The sequence below is a fragment of the Gluconobacter kanchanaburiensis NBRC 103587 genome (assembly GCF_007988905.1).
GTDB classification, from domain to species: domain Bacteria; phylum Pseudomonadota; class Alphaproteobacteria; order Acetobacterales; family Acetobacteraceae; genus Gluconobacter; species Gluconobacter kanchanaburiensis.
This window is the reverse complement of record NZ_BJVA01000005.1, coordinates 98595-119516: the sequence shown is the minus strand read 5'-3', so window position 1 is coordinate 119516 and position 20922 is coordinate 98595. Positions and strand designations below refer to the sequence as shown.

Annotated in this window: 19 protein-coding genes and 1 tRNA gene; 13 read left to right on the top strand and 7 right to left on the bottom strand. The window is 59.5% G+C overall.

Annotated elements, in window-relative coordinates; genetic code table 11:
* Positions 1–50 precede the first annotated feature (50 nt).
* A complete protein-coding gene (gene recG, locus GKA01_RS05960) occupies positions 51–2204 on the bottom strand; it encodes an ATP-dependent DNA helicase RecG (protein ID WP_146860285.1) in 2154 nt (717 codons plus the stop codon).
* Positions 2205–2276: 72 nt separating this feature from the next.
* Between recG and mfd the strand changes: the two genes are divergently transcribed.
* On the top strand, positions 2277–5786 hold the full coding sequence (mfd, locus tag GKA01_RS05955) for a transcription-repair coupling factor (RefSeq protein ID WP_146860173.1): 3510 nt from the start codon (positions 2277–2279) through the stop codon (positions 5784–5786).
* Here the strand turns inward: mfd and GKA01_RS05950 are convergent.
* Positions 5775–6638, bottom strand: a complete 864-nt coding sequence (locus GKA01_RS05950; RefSeq protein ID WP_146860172.1) for a DUF2125 domain-containing protein — start codon at positions 6636–6638, stop codon at positions 5775–5777. The genes mfd and GKA01_RS05950 overlap by 12 nt on opposite strands.
* A 103-nt stretch (positions 6639–6741) precedes the next feature.
* Between GKA01_RS05950 and GKA01_RS05945 the strand changes: the two genes are divergently transcribed.
* The gene (locus GKA01_RS05945; protein ID WP_146860170.1) at positions 6742–7563 is read left to right on the top strand and encodes a DUF1217 domain-containing protein; all 822 of its coding nucleotides are present in this window, start codon (positions 6742–6744) and stop codon (positions 7561–7563) included.
* 77 nt (positions 7564–7640) lie between these two features.
* A complete protein-coding gene (locus GKA01_RS05940; protein ID WP_146860168.1) occupies positions 7641–9068 on the top strand; it encodes a pyridoxal phosphate-dependent decarboxylase family protein in 1428 nt (475 codons plus the stop codon).
* On the opposite strand, the gene GKA01_RS05935 is transcribed toward GKA01_RS05940, so the two are convergent.
* From GKA01_RS05935 to GKA01_RS05925, 3 genes are all read right to left on the bottom strand, one after another.
* The gene (locus GKA01_RS05935) at positions 9022–10893 is read right to left on the bottom strand and encodes a cobaltochelatase CobT-related protein (RefSeq protein WP_146860166.1); all 1872 of its coding nucleotides are present in this window, start codon (positions 10891–10893) and stop codon (positions 9022–9024) included. The two genes, GKA01_RS05940 and GKA01_RS05935, sit on opposite strands and share 47 nt — an antisense overlap.
* A gap of 4 nt (positions 10894–10897) precedes the next feature.
* Positions 10898–11914: a cobaltochelatase subunit CobS gene (gene cobS, locus GKA01_RS05930; protein ID WP_146860164.1), complete on the bottom strand. Its 1017-nt coding sequence runs from the start codon at positions 11912–11914 to the stop codon at positions 10898–10900.
* An 87-nt stretch (positions 11915–12001) separates the two neighbouring features.
* Complete coding sequence (locus tag GKA01_RS05925; protein ID WP_146860162.1) at positions 12002–12622, bottom strand: J domain-containing protein; 621 nt, start codon at positions 12620–12622, stop codon at positions 12002–12004.
* A gap of 68 nt (positions 12623–12690) precedes the next feature.
* Here GKA01_RS05925 and GKA01_RS05920 point away from each other — a divergent pair, with 68 nt between their 5' ends.
* Positions 12691–13017, top strand: coding sequence for a BolA family protein (locus tag GKA01_RS05920; RefSeq protein ID WP_146860160.1), 327 nt, complete (start codon positions 12691–12693; stop codon positions 13015–13017).
* Positions 13014–13607: a LolA family protein gene (locus tag GKA01_RS05915; RefSeq protein WP_146860153.1), complete on the top strand. Its 594-nt coding sequence runs from the start codon at positions 13014–13016 to the stop codon at positions 13605–13607. The genes GKA01_RS05920 and GKA01_RS05915 overlap by 4 nt, the downstream gene beginning before the upstream one ends.
* On the opposite strand, the gene lipB is transcribed toward GKA01_RS05915, so the two are convergent.
* Positions 13588–14271, bottom strand: a complete 684-nt coding sequence (gene lipB, locus GKA01_RS05910; protein ID WP_146860151.1) for a lipoyl(octanoyl) transferase LipB — start codon at positions 14269–14271, stop codon at positions 13588–13590. The two genes, GKA01_RS05915 and lipB, sit on opposite strands and share 20 nt — an antisense overlap.
* Positions 14272–14348: 77 nt before the next feature.
* Between lipB and GKA01_RS05905 the strand changes: the two genes are divergently transcribed.
* From GKA01_RS05905 to GKA01_RS05870, 8 genes are all read left to right on the top strand, one after another.
* A tRNA-Leu gene (locus tag GKA01_RS05905) sits at positions 14349–14434 on the top strand.
* Between the two features lie 210 nt (positions 14435–14644).
* Positions 14645–15529 (top strand): UTP--glucose-1-phosphate uridylyltransferase GalU, encoded by an 885-nt coding sequence (gene galU / locus GKA01_RS05900; protein WP_146860149.1) that lies wholly within the window; start codon positions 14645–14647, stop codon positions 15527–15529.
* Positions 15529–16935, top strand: a complete 1407-nt coding sequence (gene pgmG / locus GKA01_RS05895; RefSeq protein WP_146860147.1) for a phosphoglucomutase/phosphomannomutase PgmG — start codon at positions 15529–15531, stop codon at positions 16933–16935. Before galU ends, pgmG begins: the two co-directional genes overlap by 1 nt.
* A gap of 36 nt (positions 16936–16971) precedes the next feature.
* Complete coding sequence (locus GKA01_RS05890) at positions 16972–17160, top strand: DUF3553 domain-containing protein (RefSeq protein ID WP_146860144.1); 189 nt, start codon at positions 16972–16974, stop codon at positions 17158–17160.
* Positions 17157–17927 carry a ComF family protein gene (locus GKA01_RS05885; protein ID WP_306309826.1) on the top strand — a complete coding sequence of 257 codons (771 nt, stop codon included), beginning with the start codon at positions 17157–17159 and terminating at the stop codon, positions 17925–17927. Before GKA01_RS05890 ends, GKA01_RS05885 begins: the two co-directional genes overlap by 4 nt.
* A gap of 7 nt (positions 17928–17934) precedes the next feature.
* Entirely contained in the window at positions 17935–18192 is a 258-nt protein-coding gene (gene grxC, locus GKA01_RS05880; RefSeq protein WP_146860142.1) for a glutaredoxin 3, read from the top strand.
* On the top strand, positions 18193–18675 hold the full coding sequence (locus GKA01_RS05875; RefSeq protein WP_146860140.1) for a DUF2147 domain-containing protein: 483 nt from the start codon (positions 18193–18195) through the stop codon (positions 18673–18675). It begins immediately after the preceding gene.
* A 92-nt stretch (positions 18676–18767) separates the two neighbouring features.
* A complete protein-coding gene (locus tag GKA01_RS05870) occupies positions 18768–20039 on the top strand; it encodes a lactonase family protein (protein WP_146860138.1) in 1272 nt (423 codons plus the stop codon).
* Positions 20040–20108: 69 nt separating this feature from the next.
* Here GKA01_RS05870 and ubiG read toward each other — a convergent pair whose 3' ends face one another.
* The gene (gene ubiG, locus GKA01_RS05865; RefSeq protein ID WP_146860135.1) at positions 20109–20864 is read right to left on the bottom strand and encodes a bifunctional 2-polyprenyl-6-hydroxyphenol methylase/3-demethylubiquinol 3-O-methyltransferase UbiG; all 756 of its coding nucleotides are present in this window, start codon (positions 20862–20864) and stop codon (positions 20109–20111) included.
* Between the last annotated feature and the right edge of the window lie 58 nt (positions 20865–20922).

Here is a 20922-nt window from a genome sequence, read left to right as displayed (position 1 = left end):
ATCACATGACCGATTAAGTGGCGGCATTATATCCAGGCGGGCCTGTGTGTCTAACCGGAAATCAGCAGTCTGTCCGGGTCGCTCCGGTCGAAGATTTCAAGAAGTATTTCCAAAGCCTTTCCGCGTGGTCCTTCGAGACGCGGATTGCGGGCGAGCTCGCGCTCGCTGTCCTGTTGCATGGCGGTCAACAGCAGGCTGAGGCGTGCGCCCTGTGCCAGACGAAAGCCCGGCAGTCCTGACTGACGGCTGCCGGCGAGGTCGCCTCCACCCCGGATCCTGTAATCTTCGTCGGCGATCAGGAACCCATCATTTGTATCGCGCAGAAGGCTGAGTCGCCGGATCGCGGTGGGCGTGGCGGATCTGTCATGCAGCAGCAGGCAGAAAGACTGTTTTGAACCACGTCCGACGCGCCCGCGAAGCTGATGAAGCTGGGCGAGGCCGAAACGCTCGGCCTGTTCGATGACCATGACCGAGGCCGCGGGAATATCTACCCCGACCTCGATAACGGTGGTGGCGACGAGCAGACGCGTTTTTCCAAGCCGGAATGTATCGAGCGCCTCCTGACGAACCGTAATATCCTGCTTGCCGTGAGCGAGACCTACGAGGCCTTCAAAGCGCTGCTCCAGCATTGCCCAACGATCTTCGGCTGCTGCTGCTGCCTGTGTTTCGCTGTTTTCAATAAGCGGGCAGACCCAGAAGACCTGCACGCCGTCACGCAGGGCACGGCTGATGCCGGCGAGAACGCTGTCGAGCGAATCCATGCTGTGAAGTGTTGTGCGGATGGGCTGGCGCCCCGGTGGCTTCGCATCGAGTCGACTGACGCTCATTTCCCCCCATTCCATAAGCTGAAGTGTGCGGGGAATGGGGGTGGCTGTCATGACGAGGATGTCGGTCGCCTCTCCCTTTGCGCTCAGGTTCATCCGCTGGCGAACTCCGAACCGATGCTGTTCGTCGATAACTGCGAGACCAAGATCGTGAAAAGTCACGCCTTCCTGAAACAGCGCATGGGTGCCCACTACAATCTTCGCGCTCCCGTCGGCGATGGAGGAGAGCGCGCTGCGCCGTGCCGCGCCCTTGATGGTGCCACTCAGATAGACGCATTCCGCAGGGCAAAGGCGGGAGAGCGTTTCGAAATGCTGGCGGGCAAGGATTTCGGTCGGCGCCATGAGAGCCGCCTGCGCGCCTGATTCGACGACCTGAAGCATGGCATTCATGGCAACGAATGTTTTTCCCGCGCCGACATCGCCCTGAAGCAGGCGCATCATTGGAGTCGGGCTGGCAAGATCGGCAGCGATTTCCGCGATTGCGAGTGTTTGCGCCGAAGTGGGGCGATGTCCGAAACGCTGAATCATTTCAGCCTGAAGCTTACCTGTTCCGGGAAAGCTGCGGCCTTGTCGTTGCCGGGCTTTCAGGCGGGCAAGTCCGAAGCACATCTGGTCTGCGAGAAGCTCGTCCGCAGCGAGACGAGACAGGGCACGGTTGCGGACAGGCTCCCATGCGACGTCTGACGGAATGATTTCGGGAGACTGCATCAGACGGAGGGCCTGCGTGAAAGACGGCCATTTCCGCTTGGCAACAAGAACCGGATCCAGCCATTCCGGAAGATCGGGCAGAAGGGAAAGGGCGGCGCGCATGGCCTTGCGGACGGTAGACGGAAACAGTCCCGCCGTGAGAGGCCAGACCGGCTCGAGGGACGGAAAGTTATCGCGTTGGCTCCAGCTTACGACATGGTCGGGCTGCGGCATGGTTAGCGTGCCCTGAAACAGACCGGTCTTCCCGGAAATGAGAAGTTCTGCGCCGACGGTCGGGTTGGGCATTGTACGCGTCTGGAAAAAGACCAGATCCAGCTTTCCGCTCTCGTCCTCCGTACGGATGATCGACGGTTGTCCGGGGCGTGCGGCCTTTCGCAGGGAGAAAACACGCACATGGGCTGTCAGGATTTCTCCGGGCGCGAGATTGTATCCTTCTGCGACTGTGCGCAGAATACGTCGGTCAACCACCCGTTCGGGCAGGGTGAACAGCAGATCCAGCACCCGGCGACCGCCTGCGATTTTTTCCAGCAGGCTGGCATGCCGGGGGCCAATGCCTGGCAGGCTCGTCAGCGGCGCGAAGAGCGGTGCCAGAGCGTGTTCTGCGTCGTGCGTCCCAACGGTGTGCGGCGCGGAGTGAGGCAGGGAAGGTGGCGGAAACTGTTCGGACGACATCGTGACAACGGGCGCTTCCCGTGCTCCTCGGGCTGACAGGCGATGGAACGGCAGGTATAGGGCATGAACAGAATGGAACAAAACGAAACCATGATCCGTGAAATGCCTCTGGCCTCTTTCGGACCGACCGTCTGGGGTGTTCCCGATGGCAGTGTCGCCTTTCTGCTTCGTCAGCGTCTGGCCGAACATGCCGGACCTCTGCTGCATGTGGCGCGTGATGATGCGGCTGTGGCTGTGCTCGCGGATATGCTCACGTGGTTGATGCCGGAAGTCGAAGTCCTGCGTTTGCCCGCCTGGGACTGCCTGCCTTACGATCGTGTTTCTCCCAACCCGGTTCTGATCGCTGAACGGGCCGGGACGCTCTGTCGTCTGCTGGAACCCACCAAGGCGCGACGTATTGTTCTGACGACGGTTCATAGTCTGGTGCAGCGTGTGCCGCCGCGTTCGGCATTTCGCGGACAGTCCATCAGCGTGAAGACAGGTGAAAGCCTCGACCAGGCCATGCTGATCGAACTGCTGGTTGCCAATGGCTACACCAGGACCGACACGGTCATGGAGGCGGGTGAGTTCGCGACGCGGGGTGGGATCTTCGATCTGTTCCCGGCGGGTGAAAGCGATCCGATCCGGCTGGACCTGTTTGGAGACGAAGTGGAGAATATCCGCTCGTTCGATGTGGGAACGCAACGCTCCACCGAGACCCTGAAACGCTTCGAACTGCGTCCAGTCTCCGAATTTTCGCTGGGTCCTGACGGCATCAGCCGCTTCCGTACCGGTTGGCGCGATCTTTTCGGTCCTGCGGCAACCTCCGATACGATCTACGAGAACGTCTCGGATGGGCGTCGCTATCCAGGCCTTGAACACTATCTACCGTTGTTCCACGACGGTGACGGGCACCAGATGGAAACACTGCTGGATTATTTGCCCGGCGGCGCCGTCAGTTTCGATCAGCACGCCCCCGAGATCCTGAAGGCCCGGCTGGACATGATCGCCGACCATTATCAGGCCCGGCGCGTTCCGACGCGCGAAGGGGAAATCCCGTACCGTCCGCTGCCGCCGCACCGGCTCTATCTGGATACGCATGGCTGGGAATCGATGCTGGCGAATGTGCCGTCCGTCATTCTCAATGCGTTCGCCATGCCGGATACGGCGCATGGCGTGGATGCGGGCTATCGGCCGGGTCCGCTGTTTGCGCGTGCCAAGGACGGAACGCGGGCAGGGATGTTCGAGGCTTTCGGCCAGCAGGTGAAAACCTGGGCCGAAGCCGGACGGCGCACATACGTCACGGCCTGGAGCCGTGGCTCACGAGAGCGGATTTCGCATCTGCTGGCGGAGCATGGCGTCACGGCGGCGGCGTATGAAGACTGGCCTGAAGCTGCCGGAATGCCGAAAGGCACGACCGGCCTGCTGACGTTGGGGCTGGAACGCGGTTTCGTCTCGGACCGTCTGTGCTTCGTCTCCGAGCAGGATCTGCTGGGTGAGCGGATTTCGCGTCCGCCGCGCCGCCGCAAGCGTGGCGAGCAGTTCATCTCGCAGGTTGGCGAGATTGCGGAAGGCGATCTGGTCGTCCATTCGGATTATGGAATCGGGCGTTATGTCGGGCTGGAGACAGTCGTCGAAGGTCGGGTCGCGCATGATTACCTGTCGATTCTCTATGATGGGGAGCAGCGGCTTCTCCTGCCGGTTGAGAATATCGAACTTCTGAGCCGCTTCGGCTCTGAACAGACCGGGGTTCAGCTCGACAAGCTGGGTGGAACGGCCTGGCAGGCGCGCAAGGCCAAGATGAAGTCCCGCATCCGGGTGATGGCCGGCGAACTGATCAAGACAGCTGCGGCCCGTGCGCTGAGGGACGCGCCGACGCTCGCACCGGCCGAGGGGCTGTGGGATGAGTTCTGCGCGCGCTTCCCGTTTGTGGAGACCGAAGATCAGTCCCGCGCGATTGCGGATGTGCTCGAGGACATGAGCGCCGGGCGGCCGATGGATCGTCTGGTCTGTGGTGATGTTGGTTTCGGCAAGACGGAAGTCGCCCTTCGGGCCGCGTTTGTGGCCGCGCTTTCAGGGATGCAGGTCGCGGTCGTGGTGCCCACGACGCTGCTTGCCCGCCAGCATTTCCGGAGCTTCACAGCACGTTTCGAGGGCTTTCCGGTCAATGTAGTGCAGCTTTCGCGTCTCGTAACACCTAAGGAAGCCACGAAGGTGCGCGAGGGCATGGCGAACGGCACGGTGGATATCGTCGTCGGCACCCATGCATTGCTGGCCAAGACCGTGGCGTTCGAGCGTCTGGGCCTGCTGATCATCGACGAAGAACAGCATTTCGGCGTCTCTCACAAGGAACGCCTCAAAGCGCTGCGCGAAGACGTGCATGTCCTGACGCTCTCCGCCACGCCGCTGCCCAGAACGCTTCAGCTTTCGCTCTCCGGCGTGCGGGAAATGAGCCTGATCGCGACCCCGCCGACGGACCGTCTGGCGGTGCGGACGTTCATCACGCCGTTCGACAGCGTCATGATTCGTGAGGCGATCCAGCGTGAACGCTTCCGTGGTGGACAAGTCTTCTGTGTCGTGCCGCGTCTGGCGGATATGGACAGGATGGCCGAACGTCTGGCTGAAATCGTACCGGACGCCAAAACCGTACAGGCGCATGGTCGCCTGACGCCGACCGAACTCGAACGGGTCATGACGGAGTTCGCGGACGGAAAATACGACATCCTGCTCTCCACCAATATCGTGGAAAGCGGACTGGATATGCCCAGCGTGAATACGATCATCATCCACCGTGCGGACATGTTCGGTCTGGGGCAGCTCTATCAGCTTCGCGGGCGTGTGGGGCGTGGCAAGCAGCGCGGTTATGCGTATCTGACCTGGCCGCAGACGCGCCCGCTCTCGGCATCGTCGGAAAAGCGGCTTGAGATCATGCAGACGCTGGATTCGCTTGGTGCCGGGTTCACGCTGGCGTCCCATGATCTGGATCTGCGAGGTGCGGGCAACCTGCTGGGAGATGAGCAGTCCGGGCATATCAAGGAAGTGGGGATCGAACTCTATCAGCAGATGCTGGAAGACGCTGTGGTTGATCTGCGTCGTGAACGCGGCAAACGTCAGGATGACGACGACAGTTGGACACCGACCATCATTCTGGGCCTGCCTGTGCTGATCCCCGAAGCCTATGTGCCGGATCTGCCGGTGCGTCTGGGACTTTACCGGCGGATTGCCTCGCTGACGAACGAAGCCGAGGTCGAGGCGATGCGTGCGGAGCTTGTAGACCGTTTCGGATTGCTTCCGCCGGAAGTGGGCAATCTGCTTGATGTGGTTCTGATCAAGCGTCTGTGCCGTGAAGCAGGAGTGGAGCGTCTGGAGACCGGTCCGAAAGGCATGGTGATCCAGTTCCGTCGGAACCGTTTCGGCAATCCGGCGGCCCTGATCGACTGGGCGACGCGGAAAAAGGAGTCGGGCGTCAAGATCCGTCCCGATCATAAGCTTGCGGTCATCCGCGAGATGACGAATGCGACCCGTATTGGCTATGCCAAGAAGGTCACGACCGTCCTGTGCAAGATGATCCGCAAGCTTGAAACTGAAAAATCAGGGGACTGAGAACGGCAGCGGGATCCGGTTGACGGTGACGACACCACCGCTCAGCCCGATGTCCCACAGGGTTGCGTCTCCGCTCTGACGGCCCATCAGGCGAGCGATCGTGAGCGCGGCCACAACCTTTTTAGGAGCCGTGTCACGAATTTCGCCGATTAGCGTTTCGACATTCGTGACGCTGACATGCAGGTCCGCCGCTGACGTGGAGGCTGTTGCGCCGGGCTCGATGGTGCCTTTGCCGTCGATGGCGCTGCTGCCCGAGACGGCATGTAAGGCGTTTATCGTGATCTGTTGACGCGCGGTGTCGAGCCCCTGAACCGTCAGATCCGCCGAAAGTTGCGTGGGCATGAGAGGCTGTTTGGTGTCGTGGATGCCCATCCCTTCGACCTTGAGCCGCAGATCTGGTGTCGTTTGAACCGCCTGGATGGAGGCCTTGTGGATCGTCATGCCATGTCCCGGACGGTTCAGACTGACGTTCGACCATGTAGCCTGAGGGGTTCCGGGACGGATGTCGTCGCTTTTAATGCCAAGGCTCTGCCCCTGACAGGCCCCGCTGATACCGCCGCGAAATGCACTTAGAGCAGCATAGGCTGCCACGGCGTTGAAACGCTCCAGCGTCGCCGTCTCCACATGACCGGACGGGTCCGCAACAGTGATTCCCTTGATGTCCAGTGTGATGTCGGTGCCGGTCAGTGTGGCGTGTAGTGAGGTCGCCGTCAGCGCATGCGGGCTCTGCCGCGTTCCGCCAAGCTCATAGCTGAAGCAGGACGCCGGAACGCCAGGCAGGGTAGACGCGCAGGCAACGCCCGGTGTCAGTAGAATAGCCGTTAGTGCAAACAGCTTGAAAGGATTGGTCATGCAGGCATTCCGGGGTCAAAAGGGGAGAACGGGAGGTATTAAGACTATATTAGGGAATGCGGAGATAAAGTGACGGACCCACTCCTTTTTCGGAGAAATGCGCGTGTCGTCGTCAATTTCCGCTATGCCCGCAATTCCGCAGTACCTCTCCATCATCAAGAATGAGGATTCTTCAGCGAACAAGTGGGAAAAAACAAGCATTTCCACCCAGCAGGCCGTAACAGCGTTCAAACAGGATGCCGCTTCGATCAAGACGCCGGAACAGCTCCTGAAGAACTATAAGGCTCTCAAGGTGGTGCTCGGGGCTTACGGGATGTCGTCGGCCATCGGTGAGACGGCCGTTATTCAGAAGCTGATGACCCAGAACCCTGCGTCCTCGACCTCACTGGCGCAGACCAGTGGGAACTCGTCATGGAAAGCTTTTGCAAAAGCCTTTTCGGACTGGTCGACGTCGCCGCTTGCCTCTGCCGACACAGTCAACAGCATTACCCAGAGCTATCTGACGAACAGCTATGAAGGCAGTCTTCAGAAGGATACGCCAGGGCTGGGAGATGCCTTGTATTTTACGCGAACGGCAACAACAGACATGACGCTTGCAAACGTGATGTCCGATCCAAAGCTCCTCAAAGTAGCGGAAGTGGTGTCGGGATTTGATACGACTCAGTTTGGAGCGCTGGATTACGACCAGCAGGTCCGTCTTCTCGGATCAAAGCTGGATCTGTCCAAACTCAGCACCACCAAGGGCATCCAGCAGTTTGCCCAGCAATACCTGGCCATGCTTCAGATCCACCCTACGGCGACCACGACACCGGCAAGCATGTTGACCCTTTACGGGGGCGACGGCTCAACAACAGGTATCCTGTCTCTGTTCACGGGAGATTCGGGCAGTAGCAGCGGCTCGACCTTGTATTCAGCTCTGTTCTGATATCGTCGCAGGCGTGACATTCCGGAAGCGCCCCTGTATCGCAGGCACCTGATGGATTTCAGGTGAGGGGATGACTCATGGCCGGACTGGACCCTGCGAACTGGCGTGACATACGCGAGATCGGACATCGCATGCTGGATGAGGTTTTCGACCGCATGGAGCATGTCGGCGAGGGACCGGTCTGGAGGCCCATGCCGTCCGCGGCGCGGCAGGCTCTTAAAGAAGGGCTTCCCGAAAATGGTCATTCACTTGATGATCTGTATGAACGCTATCGTGACCTCGTTGTGCCTTACGGGGTGGGCAATACCCATCCTGGCTTCATGGGCTGGGTCCATGGTGCTGGTACGCCCGTGGGGATGCTGGCCGAAATGCTGGCTGCAGGCCTGAACGCCAATTGTGGTGGCCGTGATCATGCGCCGATCGAAGTCGAGCGGGAGGTGATCCGCTGGGCTCTGCAGATGACGGGTATGCCGCAGAGCGGGTCCGGCTGTCTGGTGACCGGTTCGTCAATGGCCAATTTCATTGGGGTGATTGCTGCAAGCCGGGCGCAGGATCTGGCCATCCGGCAGGACGGTCTCGGCAATCGTGGGCTGGTTGGTTATGCCGCCACGACTGCCCATGGCTGTCTTCCGAGGGCGTTCGATCTGGCGGGCCTGGGGAGCAGTGCTCTGCGCCGTGTGCCTGTAATGTCCGATCACCGAATGGATGTGACGGCGCTCGCGACGATGATCGAGGCAGATCGCAAAGCGGGTCTGGTCCCGTTCATGGTAGCAGGGACGGCTGGAACAGTTGATTGCGGAGCAATCGACGATCTGGCGGCGATCGGAGCCGTTGCTCGCGCAGCAGGGCTCTGGCTCCATGTCGATGCTGCGTTCGGTGCCCTGGCCTGTCTGTCGGAGCGGTTCAGGCCTCGGCTTGACGGCATCGAAAACGCGGACAGTCTCGCGTTCGATTTTCATAAATGGGCGCAGGTTCCCTACGACGCTGGATGTGTGCTGGTGCGGGACAGCGCAAAACATGCGGCGGCCTTCGCGCAGTCTCTTGATTATCTGGTACGGGAAGACCGTGGCCTCGCGGCAGGTGCGCCTTGGTTCTGTGATTTCGGACCGGATCTGTCACGCGGTTTCAGGGCGCTCAAGGTCTGGATGACACTTGGTCATTATGGCGCCAGACGGATGGGAGAGATGGTGGATGCCTGCTGCGACGTGGCGGGTGACCTGGCCCGGCGTATCGAGAAAACGGACGGACTTGTCTTGCTGGCGCCCGTAACGCTCAATATCGTCTGCTTCGGAATAGAGGGGCTTGAAGACAGGGAAGTCTCGGAACTGGTGCAGGATCTGCACGAAAGCGGGATCGCCGCCCCTTCCACGACGCGTATCAACGGACGGCTGGCGGTGCGGGCAGCGATTGTCAATCACCGGACCACAACCGTCCACACCAACCGGATGCTGGATGCGCTTATCGCCTTGCGGGACGACCGGTTGCAGGCGCAAACAGCGCGCTGAGCTGCGCCATCATGGTGCCGCCGAGGTCTTCGGCTGAGGTAATCGTGACACTGTTTCGATAGTAACGCGTCACATCATGACCAATGCCGATGGCCAGCAGTTCCGTACCCCGATCTGCTTCGATCCGTGCAATGACCTGGCGAAGATGATCTTCCAGATAATTGTGCGGATTGGCGGAGAATGTGCTGTCGTCCACCGGAGCTCCATCTGAAATCACCATTAGGATATGACGGTGTTCGGCCCGTCGACGCAGACGTTTCCAGGCCCAGAGCAAGGCTTCGCCGTCGATGTTTTCCTTGAGAAGCCCATCGCGTAGCATCAGACCAAGATTGCGCCGGGCGCGCCGTAGGGGCGTATCGGCATCCTTGTAAATGATATGGCGAAGATCGTTCAGGCGGCCGGGCTCGGAAGGGCGGTCTGCCTTGAGCCAGCGCTCGCGACTTTGGCCGCCTTTCCATTGCCGTGTCGTAAAACCGAGCACTTCGACCTTTACACCGCAACGCTCGAGCGTACGGGCAAGGATGTCCCCGCAGATGGCCGCCGTAGCAATCGGACGGCCACGCATCGACCCGGAATTATCGATCAGAAGGGTAACCACCGTATCGCGGAATTCCGTCTCGCATTCATGCTTGCACGAAAGCGGAAGGGTCGGGTTGGTCACCACACGCGACAGACGACCTGCGTCGAGAATCCCTTCTTCCTGCTCGAACTCCCAGCGGCGCTGCTGCTGCGCCATGAGACGGCGTTGCAACCGGTGCGCCAGTCGCGACACCAGGCCATGAAGCTGGGACATCTGCTGATCCAGCTTCTGGCGTAACCTTTCAAGCTCATCCGCGTCGCACAGATCCGACGCATTCACTTCTTCATCGAAATCGGTTGTATAGGTCCGGTATGTGCTGGGGGTCTCAGACGGTCCTGTTTCCGCCTGCTGGTCGGAGGGGCCCGCAGCTTCTTCCGTACCGTCTTCCGACATTTCCGCGGCGTCGGTCGCTTCGCTGTCTCCGGAAAGGCCTGTTTCGCCACTTTCCGGCTGATAGCCATCTTCCTCTTCGGTAGCAGCGGGAGCCTGCTGGTCCTGACCTTCGGTTTCGGGAGCCTCGCTGTCGGTCGTTTCCTCCTCGTCGGAAGGTAGATCGGACGGGGCCGTCTGTTCGTCCTCTTCATCCGGGACGATTGTGAGTTCACAGGCGCCGAGGAAACGTGTCGTGGCGCGGGCAAAAGCTGTCTGATCGCTCTGGGTTCGTGCCATGTCAGCGAGTGCTGCCCTGGCAGAAGGAGTCAGGGACGCGCGCCATTCATCAAGTGCCGTACCGGCCTGCACGGGCATGGGATGGCCGCTCATGGCTTCGCGTGCGAGAAGATCGAGCGCAACAGGAGCGGGCATGTCCTCGCGCGTTTTCATCCTGTTGCAGCCGAGTTCGGCACATTGTTGGGCAACACGCTGTTCCAGATTGGCGCGTACGCCCGCCATGTGGCGCGAGCCATAGACTTCGCACCGGGCCTGCTCCAGGGCATCAAAGGCCTGCCGGGCGAGAGGCTCGGCAGGGGTGTTGGTTGTTCTGTCAGTGTGATACCGCATTTTCAGCGCGGCGGCATCGGCCGCTCCTCTGATCTTGCGGATTTCCCAGTCATGCATGTGGCGAGACAGGTAGGGCAGTTCTACATTGCCGACCTGTGCCGCATCCTTGCGGCCTCCGTTCACGGCGCCCTGAAAGTCCACGCCCTGTTCCGGTGCACCGCCCATGGCCCGCAATGTGGCGACGGTAGCCTGACGGAAACGTTCCTGCCGCTGCTCGTCGCCGGGAGAAGTCTTTGGAGTGGACAAGGGATCAGGCCAGCGGCGAGGCGTTAAAGCAGCGCTGATAGTATTCCGCCACAATTCCGCGCTCGGCCTCATCGCATTTGTTGAGGAAGGTCAGGCGGAAGGAAAACGCCACATCATCGAAGATACGGTTGTTTTCGGCCCAGGCGATAACCGCGCGGGGGGACATAACGGTCGAAATGTCTCCAGCCATGAACCCGGCGCGCGTCAGGTTCGCCAGTGCGACCATGCGTTCCACAAGCGTCGTGGCTTCAGCATCATCCGCGGGAACTTTCAGCTTAGATGTGACGATGCGCACCTCCTGTTCAAGCGGGAGATAGTTCAAAGTGGCGACGATGTTCCAGCGATCCATCTGTCCCTGATTGATCTGCTGGGTGCCATGATAAAGGCCCGTCGTGTCGCCCAGTCCAACCGTATTGGCAGTAGCAAACAGGCGGAAGGCGGGATTGGGACGAATGACGCGGTTCTGGTCAAGAAGCGTCAGATGTCCTTCGGCTTCAAGAACGCGCTGGATGACGAACATCACGTCCGGACGCCCTGCGTCATATTCGTCGAAAATCAGGGCGCAGGGGTGCTGGAGGCACCAGGGCAGCAGACCTTCGCGAAATTCCGTAACCTGCTTGCCATCCTTGAGCACGATCGCATCTTTGCCGATCAGGTCGATCCGCGAAACGTGGCTGTCCAGATTGATGCGAACGCAGGGCCAGTTCAGGCGTGCGGCGATCTGCTCGATATGGGACGACTTGCCGGTGCCATGAAAGCCCTGAACCATGACGCGCCGGTTGAAGGCAAATCCTGCCAGAATGGCGCGTGTGGTGTCCTCGTCGAATTTATAGGACGGGTCGATGTCGGGAACATGCTCGGTGCGCACCGAATAGGCCGGAACCTGCATGTCTGTGTGGATGCCGAAGACTTCAGCCGAAGAAACCCTGAGATCGGGAGCGCCGAGAGCGCTGGTGGGGACCGAGGCATTCTCGGCAGTTGTCACGGCTTCCGGGGTATCGATCGTCGCGAAATCGCTCATGGGGCTATCGGGCTTTCTTTGGCTCTTCGGTGCAGGATAACGATGGGGAAGATGGGCCTTTGAGCCCGTCTGTTCCAGTCTAAAAATTCAGGAAACGAAATCGTCCTGCCGACTGAAATGGACTTTCAGGGCTGTATAGGCGGAACCGATCGCCTTAAAGCGCTCCTCGGATTTTTCGTCGCCGATATTGGCGTCGGGATGATGCTGGCGTGCAAGCGTGCGATAGCGGCTTTTCACATCGTCGAACGAGACCGGCCAGGTCAGGTCCAATGTTGCGAGAGGTTGTCTCAGTGCATCCGGAACGCCTGTGGGGGCGGTGGAAGCGCGTTGCCGGGCGGCTTCGCGTGCGCGATCGGCACGGTTCTGGCGTGTGGCTCCGAGGATATCGAGCGGATCGAGAATGTCCTCTTCGTTGAATTCCGCCTTGTTGGCGGTTCCCGTTCCAAGCTTCCATGAAGGACGCTGCCATGACACGTCCGCTCGCAGATGGGCTTCGATCTGGCCGGGAGTCATGCCGCGATAGAAGTCCCAGCGGGAATTATATTCGCGCACATGATCGAGACAGAACCAGAAATAGGAACGCAGGGCGTCACGTCCGCGCGGAGCCCGATAGCCGGCGGGTTCTGTGCAGCCCGGATGGTCGCAGACCTGTTCCGGCGCGTCAGGATCGGGATCGAAGGCCCGGTGTCTGGTAGATTTGCGCTGCATGGTGTCTGATATGGGCAATCACAGCAGCCCGATGCAAGCGGGCATTCCTCAAGCCGGACGATTTTACCATGCCTGAGACGACATCAAACGCCTCCATCCGCTCTTCCAGCCGGCGGGAGCGGATCGCGGAAATCCTGCAACGCGAACTGTCTCCCACCCATCTTGAAATCCAGGATGACAGCGCGCGCCATGCCCATCATGCGGGCGCCAGGGCATTGGGCGGGGCCGAAGAAACCCATTTCAACATCGCCATCACGAGCGCCCGGTTTGACGGACTGAACCGGATTGCTCGCCACCGACTGGTGAACGATCTGTTGGCGGAGGAATTCCATTCCGGTCTGCATGCCCTGTCGCTGGTGTTGGACGGGGTGAATACGGGAGGAAAACAATCATGAAGCGTACCCTCGCTCTTCTGCTTTTCCTGTCGGGTTGTGCCACAAGCGGCTACGGGCATCTTCCGGCTGCGGATCAGAGCGATGTCCATCGCATTGAAGCCTATCTGAATGGCATCCACGGCCTGCAGGCTGAATTTGCTCAGCAGGGTCCCGATTCCGATCAGAGCGAAGGACAGTTTTCCTATGTCCCCGGTCATTTGAGGCTTGATTACGTCACGCCCCACTCCATGGAGCTTGTTGCCGGAGAGGGACGCCTTGTGCTGGCAGACCGTTCCAGTGGCGCGGTGACCCATTTGTCCCTGCGGCATAATCCGCTTGGCCTTTTGTTGAGACATCCGATCCATTTTGACGGAGAAATTCAGGTCACGGATGTGCGCCATGGTGATGGATCGCTCCAGATTTCCGTGGCGCAGGCCGACAATCCGTCCCAGGGCTTGCTGACAATCCAGTTTTCTGACGTGAACGGCCAGCTTTCCTTGATCGGATTACAGGGTGTGGATGCGCGGCAGCATCACTTCGGAGTTGTACTCTCAGACGTGCATCAGGGCGTGACGATCGCTCCCGCGGCTTTCACACCGCCTGCGGGATAGTGCCGAATCGCTCAGGCCACGACAGGGCCAGGGCGTCGTCCAGATCCTTCATCGTCAGGCTGCTGTCGAAACGCTGAAGGCTGGTGACGCCAAATTCGCGAATTCCGCACGGAACGATTCCATCGAAATCGTTCAGGTCAGGGCTGACGTTAAGTGACACGCCATGCCAGCTGACCCAGCGGCTGACACGAATGCCCAGTGCGCCGATCTTGGCCTCAAGTCCGCTCAGGGGGTCGATCGTCCAGACACCGATCCGTCCTTCTCGTGTGAAGGCTGTGACGCCAAGTCGGGCTAGAGAATCGATCATCCAGCCTTCCAGGCCGGCCACGAACGACCGGACGTCGCGGGGAGGGACCGTTCCGTTCTGGCGCGTCAGATCCAGCATGACATAACCAAGGCGCTGGCCAGGGCCATGATAGGTCCATTGTCCACCGCGTCCGGCCGCATAGGTCGGATAGTCATGCGGATTGTAAAGATCGGCATCCTTCGCGGATGTCCCCGCTGTAAAGACGGGCGGATGCTCGACGAGCCACACCATCGGGGCCGTGCCCCTCTGATGGATGTCGCGGGCACGCTGCTCCATGAAGGCCAGTGCCTCGGGGTAGGACGTCAGTCCGTTCGAAGACTTCCAGAAAATTTCTTCACAAATCTCATTCCGGGTCATTGCCCTGGTTTCCAGCATCGGCTATAGCCCCTCCCACACCAGACGGTCATGCACGAAGCAGGGTCGTTTGTCACGGGGCGGCCGTGGCGGAATGGTAGACGCGCAAGCTTGAGGTGCTTGTGGGGGAAACCCCGTGGAAGTTCGAGTCTTCTCGGCCGCACCACTGACACTCCAAAGTCAGTGTATCTCGTTAAATATCACAGAAAAAAAGAATAAAACCCCAGCGGGGAAAAAGACGTTTCGCTTTGGTCTTCCTGTCTGTGCCATGTTGTTGCCAGACTATTGAGACAGAGTTATTCCTCTTGCGTCCTTGAGAGCGTCTGGACTTCTGGTTCGGCGGTCGGGCGTTATTTCGGCTGATGTGTGAGGTTCTGTGATCAAGCCACTGAAAAAAGCTGTCCTTCCTGTTGCCGGTCTGGGAACGCGCTTCCTGCCCGCGACCAAGGCCATGCCGAAGGAAATGCTTCCTGTCGTTGATAAGCCGCTGATCCAGTACGCGATCGATGAGGCCCGCGAAGCCGGCATCGAAGAATTTTGCCTCGTCACCGGACGCGGCAAGGACAGCCTGATCGACTATTTCGATATCGCGTACGAGCTCGAGGCGACGCTGCGGGAACGTGGCAAGAAAAGTGCTCTCGAAGCGCTGGCTCCCAGTGGGGTGCAGGCTGGTTCGCTCGTGGCAGTGCGTCAGCAGGAGCCGCTCGGACTGGGTCATGCGATCTGGTGTGCCCGTTCCTTCATCGGCGATGACCCGTTTGCCATCCTGCTGCCAGACGATATCGTCAAGGGCCGTAGCTGCATCGGTCAGCTCGTCGAGGCCTATAACCAGACGGGTGGCAATGTCGTGGCGGTCACGGAAGTTCCGCGCGAACATACCAACCGTTATGGTATCCTCGACGTCGGCAGCGACGACGGAAAGCTTGTCGAAGTCAAAGGGCTGGTCGAAAAGCCCGCTCCCGAGGATGCACCGTCCAACCTCTCCATCATCGGTCGCTATGTTCTGACGGCAGACGTCATGAAATATCTGGCGAAGCTGGAACGTGGTGCAGGCAACGAAGTGCAGTTGACGGACGCCATGGCCAAGACCATTGGCGAAGTGCCGTTCCATGGCCTGCGGTATGAAGGTACGCGCTTCGATTGCGGCGACAAGGCAGGCTTCCTCGAAGCCCAGATCGCTTTCTCCATCGATCGCGAAGACCTTGGTGCGTCAGTGAAGGCGTTTCTCAAGAAATACAAGCAGTATGTGGATGCGGCCTGATGCCATTTCGGCATGATTTTGATCCAACGAGTTTGCGGGAATATGATATCCGCGGGATCGTTGGAAAGACGCTCCATCCCGCTGACGCTTTCGCCATTGGTCGTACGTTTGCGAGCATGGTGATCCGCGCCGGCGGAAAGCGGGTCGTGGTCGGATATGACGGCCGCCTGTCGTCTCCCGCTCTGGAAGAGGCGCTTGTTCGTGGCGCCGTCGAATCCGGGGCGGAGGTGACGCGGATTGGGTGCGGTCCAACCCCGATGCTCTATTTCGCCTCCGTCGCTGATGGCGCCGATGGTGCCATTATGGTCACCGGCAGCCATAATCCGCCCGATTATAATGGCTTCAAGATGATGATGGCGGGCAAGCCGTTTTACGGAGATCAGATCCGTGAGCTCGGCCGTCTGTCCGCATCGGGAGATGTTCAGCCCGCGACGGAAGGAAGCGCTGTCAGAAGCGATATTTCCAGCCGGTATATTGATCGTCTTCTTGAGGATTATGACGGTGTCAGGCCGCTTCGTGTGGTCTGGGACAACGGTAACTCTGCTGCCGGTGACGTGCTGGCTCGTCTGGTTGAGCGCCTGCCCGGAGAGCACACGGTTCTCTTTGGTGAGATTGACGGACATTTCCCCAATCACCACCCTGATCCGACTGTGGAAAAAAATCTGCAGGATCTGATCCGGGCCGTTGAGGAAAAAAAGGCCGATCTCGGAATTGCTTTTGACGGTGATGCCGACCGTATCGGTCTGGTCGACAATCGGGGGCAGATTTTCTGGGGAGACCAGATGCTGGTCCTGCTTGCACAGGATGTTCTGAAGCGTCACCCTGGCGCCACAATCATCGCGGACGTGAAAGCGAGCCAGATCCTCTTCGATGAAGTCGCGAAGGCGGGCGGCCAACCACTTATGTGGAAAACAGGCCATTCGCTTATCAAGACCAAAATGGCCGAAACGGGTTCTCCGCTGGCTGGCGAAATGTCGGGTCATATCTTCTTTGCGGATAAATGGTACGGCTTTGATGACGCGCTTTACGCGGCCATCCGCGTTCTGGGTATCGTCTCGCGCCTGCCTGGCCCGCTCTCGGATTTTCGAGATAACCTGCCCATCACGGTCACGACGCCCGAACTGCGTTTCAACTGTGATGACACCCGCAAGTTCGAAGTGATCCGCGAGGTAGCCGCCCGTCTGAAGTCTGAAGGCGCGGATGTATCGGAGATCGACGGGGTCCGGGTTAACACCGCCGATGGTTGGTGGCTGCTGCGTGCGTCCAATACGCAGGCCGTGCTCGTTGCCCGCGCCGAGGCGCGCGATGAAGCCGGGCTGGATCGTCTGAAAGACGCACTTGCATCCCAGCTTGAAGCATCCGGGCTGAAGGCTCCGGATTTTTCAGGTGAAAATGCGGGTCACTGAAACAGACGCTGCTCCGGTCCGCTGGCGGAAACGCCAGTGACCGGAGCATTTCAGTCCTTCCTTGAGCCGGGACAGATTGTCGTCCATCCCGATCATCCGGAATGGGGCTGGGGACAGGTCCAGTCTGCCGTGGGAGAGCGCGTTACCGTGAACTTCCAGCATCAGGGTAAAGTCCTGATTGATGCGTCTCAGGTCTCTCTCTCACCGGTTCAGAAGCCCCGGTGAGTCTGTTTTGGGGACGAGGTGTACGTGCCGCTCTCGACCTGCTTCTTCCACCAACCTGTGCTGCCTGTGGCACGGAGGTCATGACGGAAGGGGCATTCTGTCCAGACTGTTTTCAGACTGCACAGCGTATCGTCTCGCCCAGTTGTCACCGGTGCGGCGTTCCTTTGGAAAACGAGGGGCTTGGTGGTTCGGAAAGCTGCTGTGCAGCCTGTCAGGTGCATCCTCCTGCCTGGCGTTCGGCGCGGGCAGCTTTCGTCTATGACGCTTGGTCAAGGCGGCTGATTCTGCCCCTGAAATATTCCGATCATACCGAAAACGCTGCGGTTCTGGCACATCATATGGCCGCTGCTGCTCCCGATCTTCTGATGCATGCGACGGTCGTGGTTCCGGTTCCTCTCTATCGGACACGTCTGTGGAAGCGTCGCTATAATCAGGCAGCGCTCATGGCGCAGCATGTCGGTGCGCGTGCCAAAGTGCCGTGCATGCTGGATGCCTTGCAGCGTGTACGGGCGACGCGGGCGTTGGCCCGTCTTTCCGCAGCGGAGCGCGAACAGGAAATGGAACGGGCAGTCCGGGTCAGGGACAGGTGCTGCCACCATATCGAAGGACAGGCCGTTCTCCTGATTGATGATGTGCTAACAACGGGTTCCACTGCGGCTGCCTGCGCAAATGCCTTGATGCGGGCAGGGGCGAGAAGTGTGGATATTTTGGTTGCAGCGCGGACCGGGAGAGTGGATGAACAGAACCCGCGCTTTATCCAGGAATGAGGACCCTATGTCGAAGATCGAGATTTTTACCCAGCCTGGATGTCCGTATTGTGTGCATGCTGTCGGTCTGCTCCGGTCCAAGGGAGTGGAGTTTCAGGAAATCAATGCCCCTCACGGATCCGCTGAACGCGAAGAGTCCATTCGTCGCTCTGGTCGTCGGACGGTGCCTCAGACATTTGTCGATGGAACCTGTCTTGGCGGATGCGATGATCTGATGGCGCTTGATCGTGCAGGGCGCCTGGATGCCCTGCTGGGCAAGGCCTGAATGCGGGGAGCTGGTCTTTTCGGTGCTGTCCTGCTGATGGCTGCCTCGATAGGGGCTTCATTGACAGGGGCGCATGCGCAGGCTTCCCAGCTTCCGTCCGATATCCCTGAGGAAGGATTGTGGCTGTCGGAAGGGCATGACGGTCTGTTTTCCATCAGGCCGTGTGGTAATGCGCTCTGCGGACAGCTCGTCGGTATGGCGTATGACGGAGAGGTGCCGAAAGACGTCTGGGGACGTTCGCAGTGCGGGATCCGCATGCTTACGGATTTTGTGCCAATCGAGGATCGCAAATGGCAAGGCCATATCCTTGATCCCCGGACCGGACGCATCTATCAGGCGCGGATCTGGGTTTCCGGAGCCAACATCCTGAAACTTCGCGGATTCGTCCTGGGAATGCCTCTTCTGGGTGAAACCCAGACCTGGAGCCGCTATAATGGCGGATCCGTAGGGCCGCAATGCAAGTTGCCCAAGGACGCCCACTGAGGTCGCTACCAGGAAATTGATGTCGGGGCGGGCTGTGCGCCGCGCCTGCAGTAAATATTGTTCTGCCACACTGAAAGGAACGCAGAGCCACCATGTCCCATCCCGTTTCCCGACGCAGTTTTGCGACCGGACTGGTAGCAGGCGTTGCCGCGGCTGGTACCGGCATCGCCGGGGCCGCTGATCCCGAAAAGACGCTGCCGACACCGCCGCCTCCGCCGAAGCCGGTTTCCAAAACGATCTGCTTCGTTGGCGGATATACGAAGCACGGGCCACCAGGTGGTGGTACGGGTAATGGACAGGGCATCTCAGTTTTCGAGATGGATCGGGATACCGGCGCGCTTACGCCGATCACGACCTTTACCGACATCGCCAGTCCTTCTTTCCTCGCTATTTCGAAAGACCAGCGCTTCCTGTATGCGCTGAGCGAAATTGACGATTACAACAAGGAAGGCGACGGTTCCGTCACAGCTTTTGCGATTGATCCGAAAACCGGATCCCTTCGCAAACTCAATGTTGTCAGTTCGAAAGGCGCCGTGCCGGCCCATTTGAGCATTCATCACTCAGGCCGCTATGTGCTGGTTGCCAATTACGTTGGCGGGTGTGTCGCCGTTCTGCCAATTCGTTCGGACGGCTCGCTCGGTGAAGCTTCAGACGTCGTGCACAATACCGGTCCGCGCCAGCCTGAGCGTGCCTCAGACAACCCGCAAGGAAATTTCGCAGTCTCCGATCATTCGAGCTCACACCCGCACATGATCCATTCTGACCCAAGTGGAAAGTTTGTTCTTGCGGATGATGCCGGGCTGGACCGGGTTTATGTCTGGACCCTGAATCTCGACACCGGCAAGCTGATCCCGGCAAAGACACCGTATTACGATATGGAGCCCGGTTCGGCGCCCCGTCATTTCCAGTTCAATCATTCCGGACGCATTCTCTACAACCTGTGCGAACAGGATTCGAAAGTGGTCGTTTCCAATTTCGATCCGGCAACAGGTGCGATCAGCAATATTCAGACCGTCAGCACCGTTACATCGCATTTCCGTGGGTCGACGCTGGCGGCGGAAATCCTGATCTCGGCGAGCGGAAAATTTGTTTATGTTTCCAACCGTCTTGGCGATTCTCTAGCTGTTTTCGCGATTGGAACCGATGGGACCCTGACCCTTCAGGATGAAGTCTGGATGCATGCCGATTATGGACGTGCCCTCATGTTCGATCCGTCCGGGTCTTTCCTGTTCTGCGCAAACCAGCGTTCCGACGCCGTTACGTCCTTCAGGGTCGACAAGAAAACCGGGGAAATCGCGTTTACGAACCAGTTTACGCCGGTTGGTAGCCCCACCACCTTTGCGTTCATGAATACGCAGGTCTGAACCGGCCTGTTTTGTAAAAAGGGTGCGTTCCGGCAGAGAGGAACGCCCCTTTTTCATTCAGCCCTGTGTTTAGTCGCGGCGGAAGATCGCGATGTAGTTGATGCCGGTATCGCGCGTTTCACGCCATTCGAACGGCACATAGCTCATTCCCGCGATATCAAGCATCCGCAGTCCCGCCTGACGGGCCATGGCGGCAAGTTCGTCCGGCTTGATGAATTTCTTCCAGTCATGCGTGCCGACGGGCAACATCCTCAGAAGATATTCGGCGCCCAGCTTCGCTACGGCGAAGGAGCGCGGGGTCCGGTTCAGCGTCGAGACCGCGACCAATCCGCCCGGCTTTGTCAGCGTGGCCAACATGTTTAGAAAATCCTGCGGATCGTTGACGTGTTCGATGACTTCGAGCGCGTTGACGACATCGAACTGTGCGCCTTCCGCCACAAGATCTTCCGCGCTGCCATTACGATAGGACAAGGCGGCGGCCGCAGGCGGAAGGGGATGCTTGGACAGGTGGGCTTCGGCCGCGCGAATGCCGGCGGCGCTCGCATCGATCCCGAGGGTCACAAAGCCGAGCTTGGTGTAGGCTTCGCTGGCCAGGCCCGCGCCGCAGCCAATATCGAGCAGCGTCAAGGGCCTGTCTGTTGACTGGCGCAGGGGGGTGACATGGCGGCTGACCCATTCAGTGCGGAGCGGGTTCATGGCGTGAAGGGGGGCCATGGGGCCGCGCGGATTCCACCAATCTTCTGCAAGGGCGCTGAAATGGGCGATTTCGGCCTCGGAAACCGACGAGCGTCGCGAATCCTGCGTTCTGGAGGTATCTGTGGGCATCGGAAGTGTCCTTCTGTGTGCCTGTGTGCCGCGGATCATCTGGACGTGACGGAGCGGG

Coding starts and splice junctions, on each gene's coding strand:
- recG (WP_146860285.1), bottom strand. CDS start 2,204: ATGTCGTCCGAACAGTTTCCGCCACCTTCCCTGCCTCACTCCGCGCCG.
- mfd (WP_146860173.1), top strand. CDS start 2,277: ATGGAACAAAACGAAACCATGATCCGTGAAATGCCTCTGGCCTCTTTC.
- GKA01_RS05950 (WP_146860172.1), bottom strand. CDS start 6,638: ATGACCAATCCTTTCAAGCTGTTTGCACTAACGGCTATTCTACTGACA.
- GKA01_RS05940 (WP_146860168.1), top strand. CDS start 7,641: ATGGCCGGACTGGACCCTGCGAACTGGCGTGACATACGCGAGATCGGA.
- cobS (WP_146860164.1), bottom strand. CDS start 11,914: ATGAGCGATTTCGCGACGATCGATACCCCGGAAGCCGTGACAACTGCC.
- GKA01_RS05925 (WP_146860162.1), bottom strand. CDS start 12,622: ATGCAGCGCAAATCTACCAGACACCGGGCCTTCGATCCCGATCCTGAC.
- GKA01_RS05920 (WP_146860160.1), top strand. CDS start 12,691: ATGCCTGAGACGACATCAAACGCCTCCATCCGCTCTTCCAGCCGGCGG.
- GKA01_RS05915 (WP_146860153.1), top strand. CDS start 13,014: ATGAAGCGTACCCTCGCTCTTCTGCTTTTCCTGTCGGGTTGTGCCACA.
- lipB (WP_146860151.1), bottom strand. CDS start 14,271: ATGACCCGGAATGAGATTTGTGAAGAAATTTTCTGGAAGTCTTCGAAC.
- pgmG (WP_146860147.1), top strand. CDS start 15,529: ATGCCATTTCGGCATGATTTTGATCCAACGAGTTTGCGGGAATATGAT.
- grxC (WP_146860142.1), top strand. CDS start 17,935: ATGTCGAAGATCGAGATTTTTACCCAGCCTGGATGTCCGTATTGTGTG.
- GKA01_RS05875 (WP_146860140.1), top strand. CDS start 18,193: ATGCGGGGAGCTGGTCTTTTCGGTGCTGTCCTGCTGATGGCTGCCTCG.
- GKA01_RS05870 (WP_146860138.1), top strand. CDS start 18,768: ATGTCCCATCCCGTTTCCCGACGCAGTTTTGCGACCGGACTGGTAGCA.
- ubiG (WP_146860135.1), bottom strand. CDS start 20,864: ATGCCCACAGATACCTCCAGAACGCAGGATTCGCGACGCTCGTCGGTT.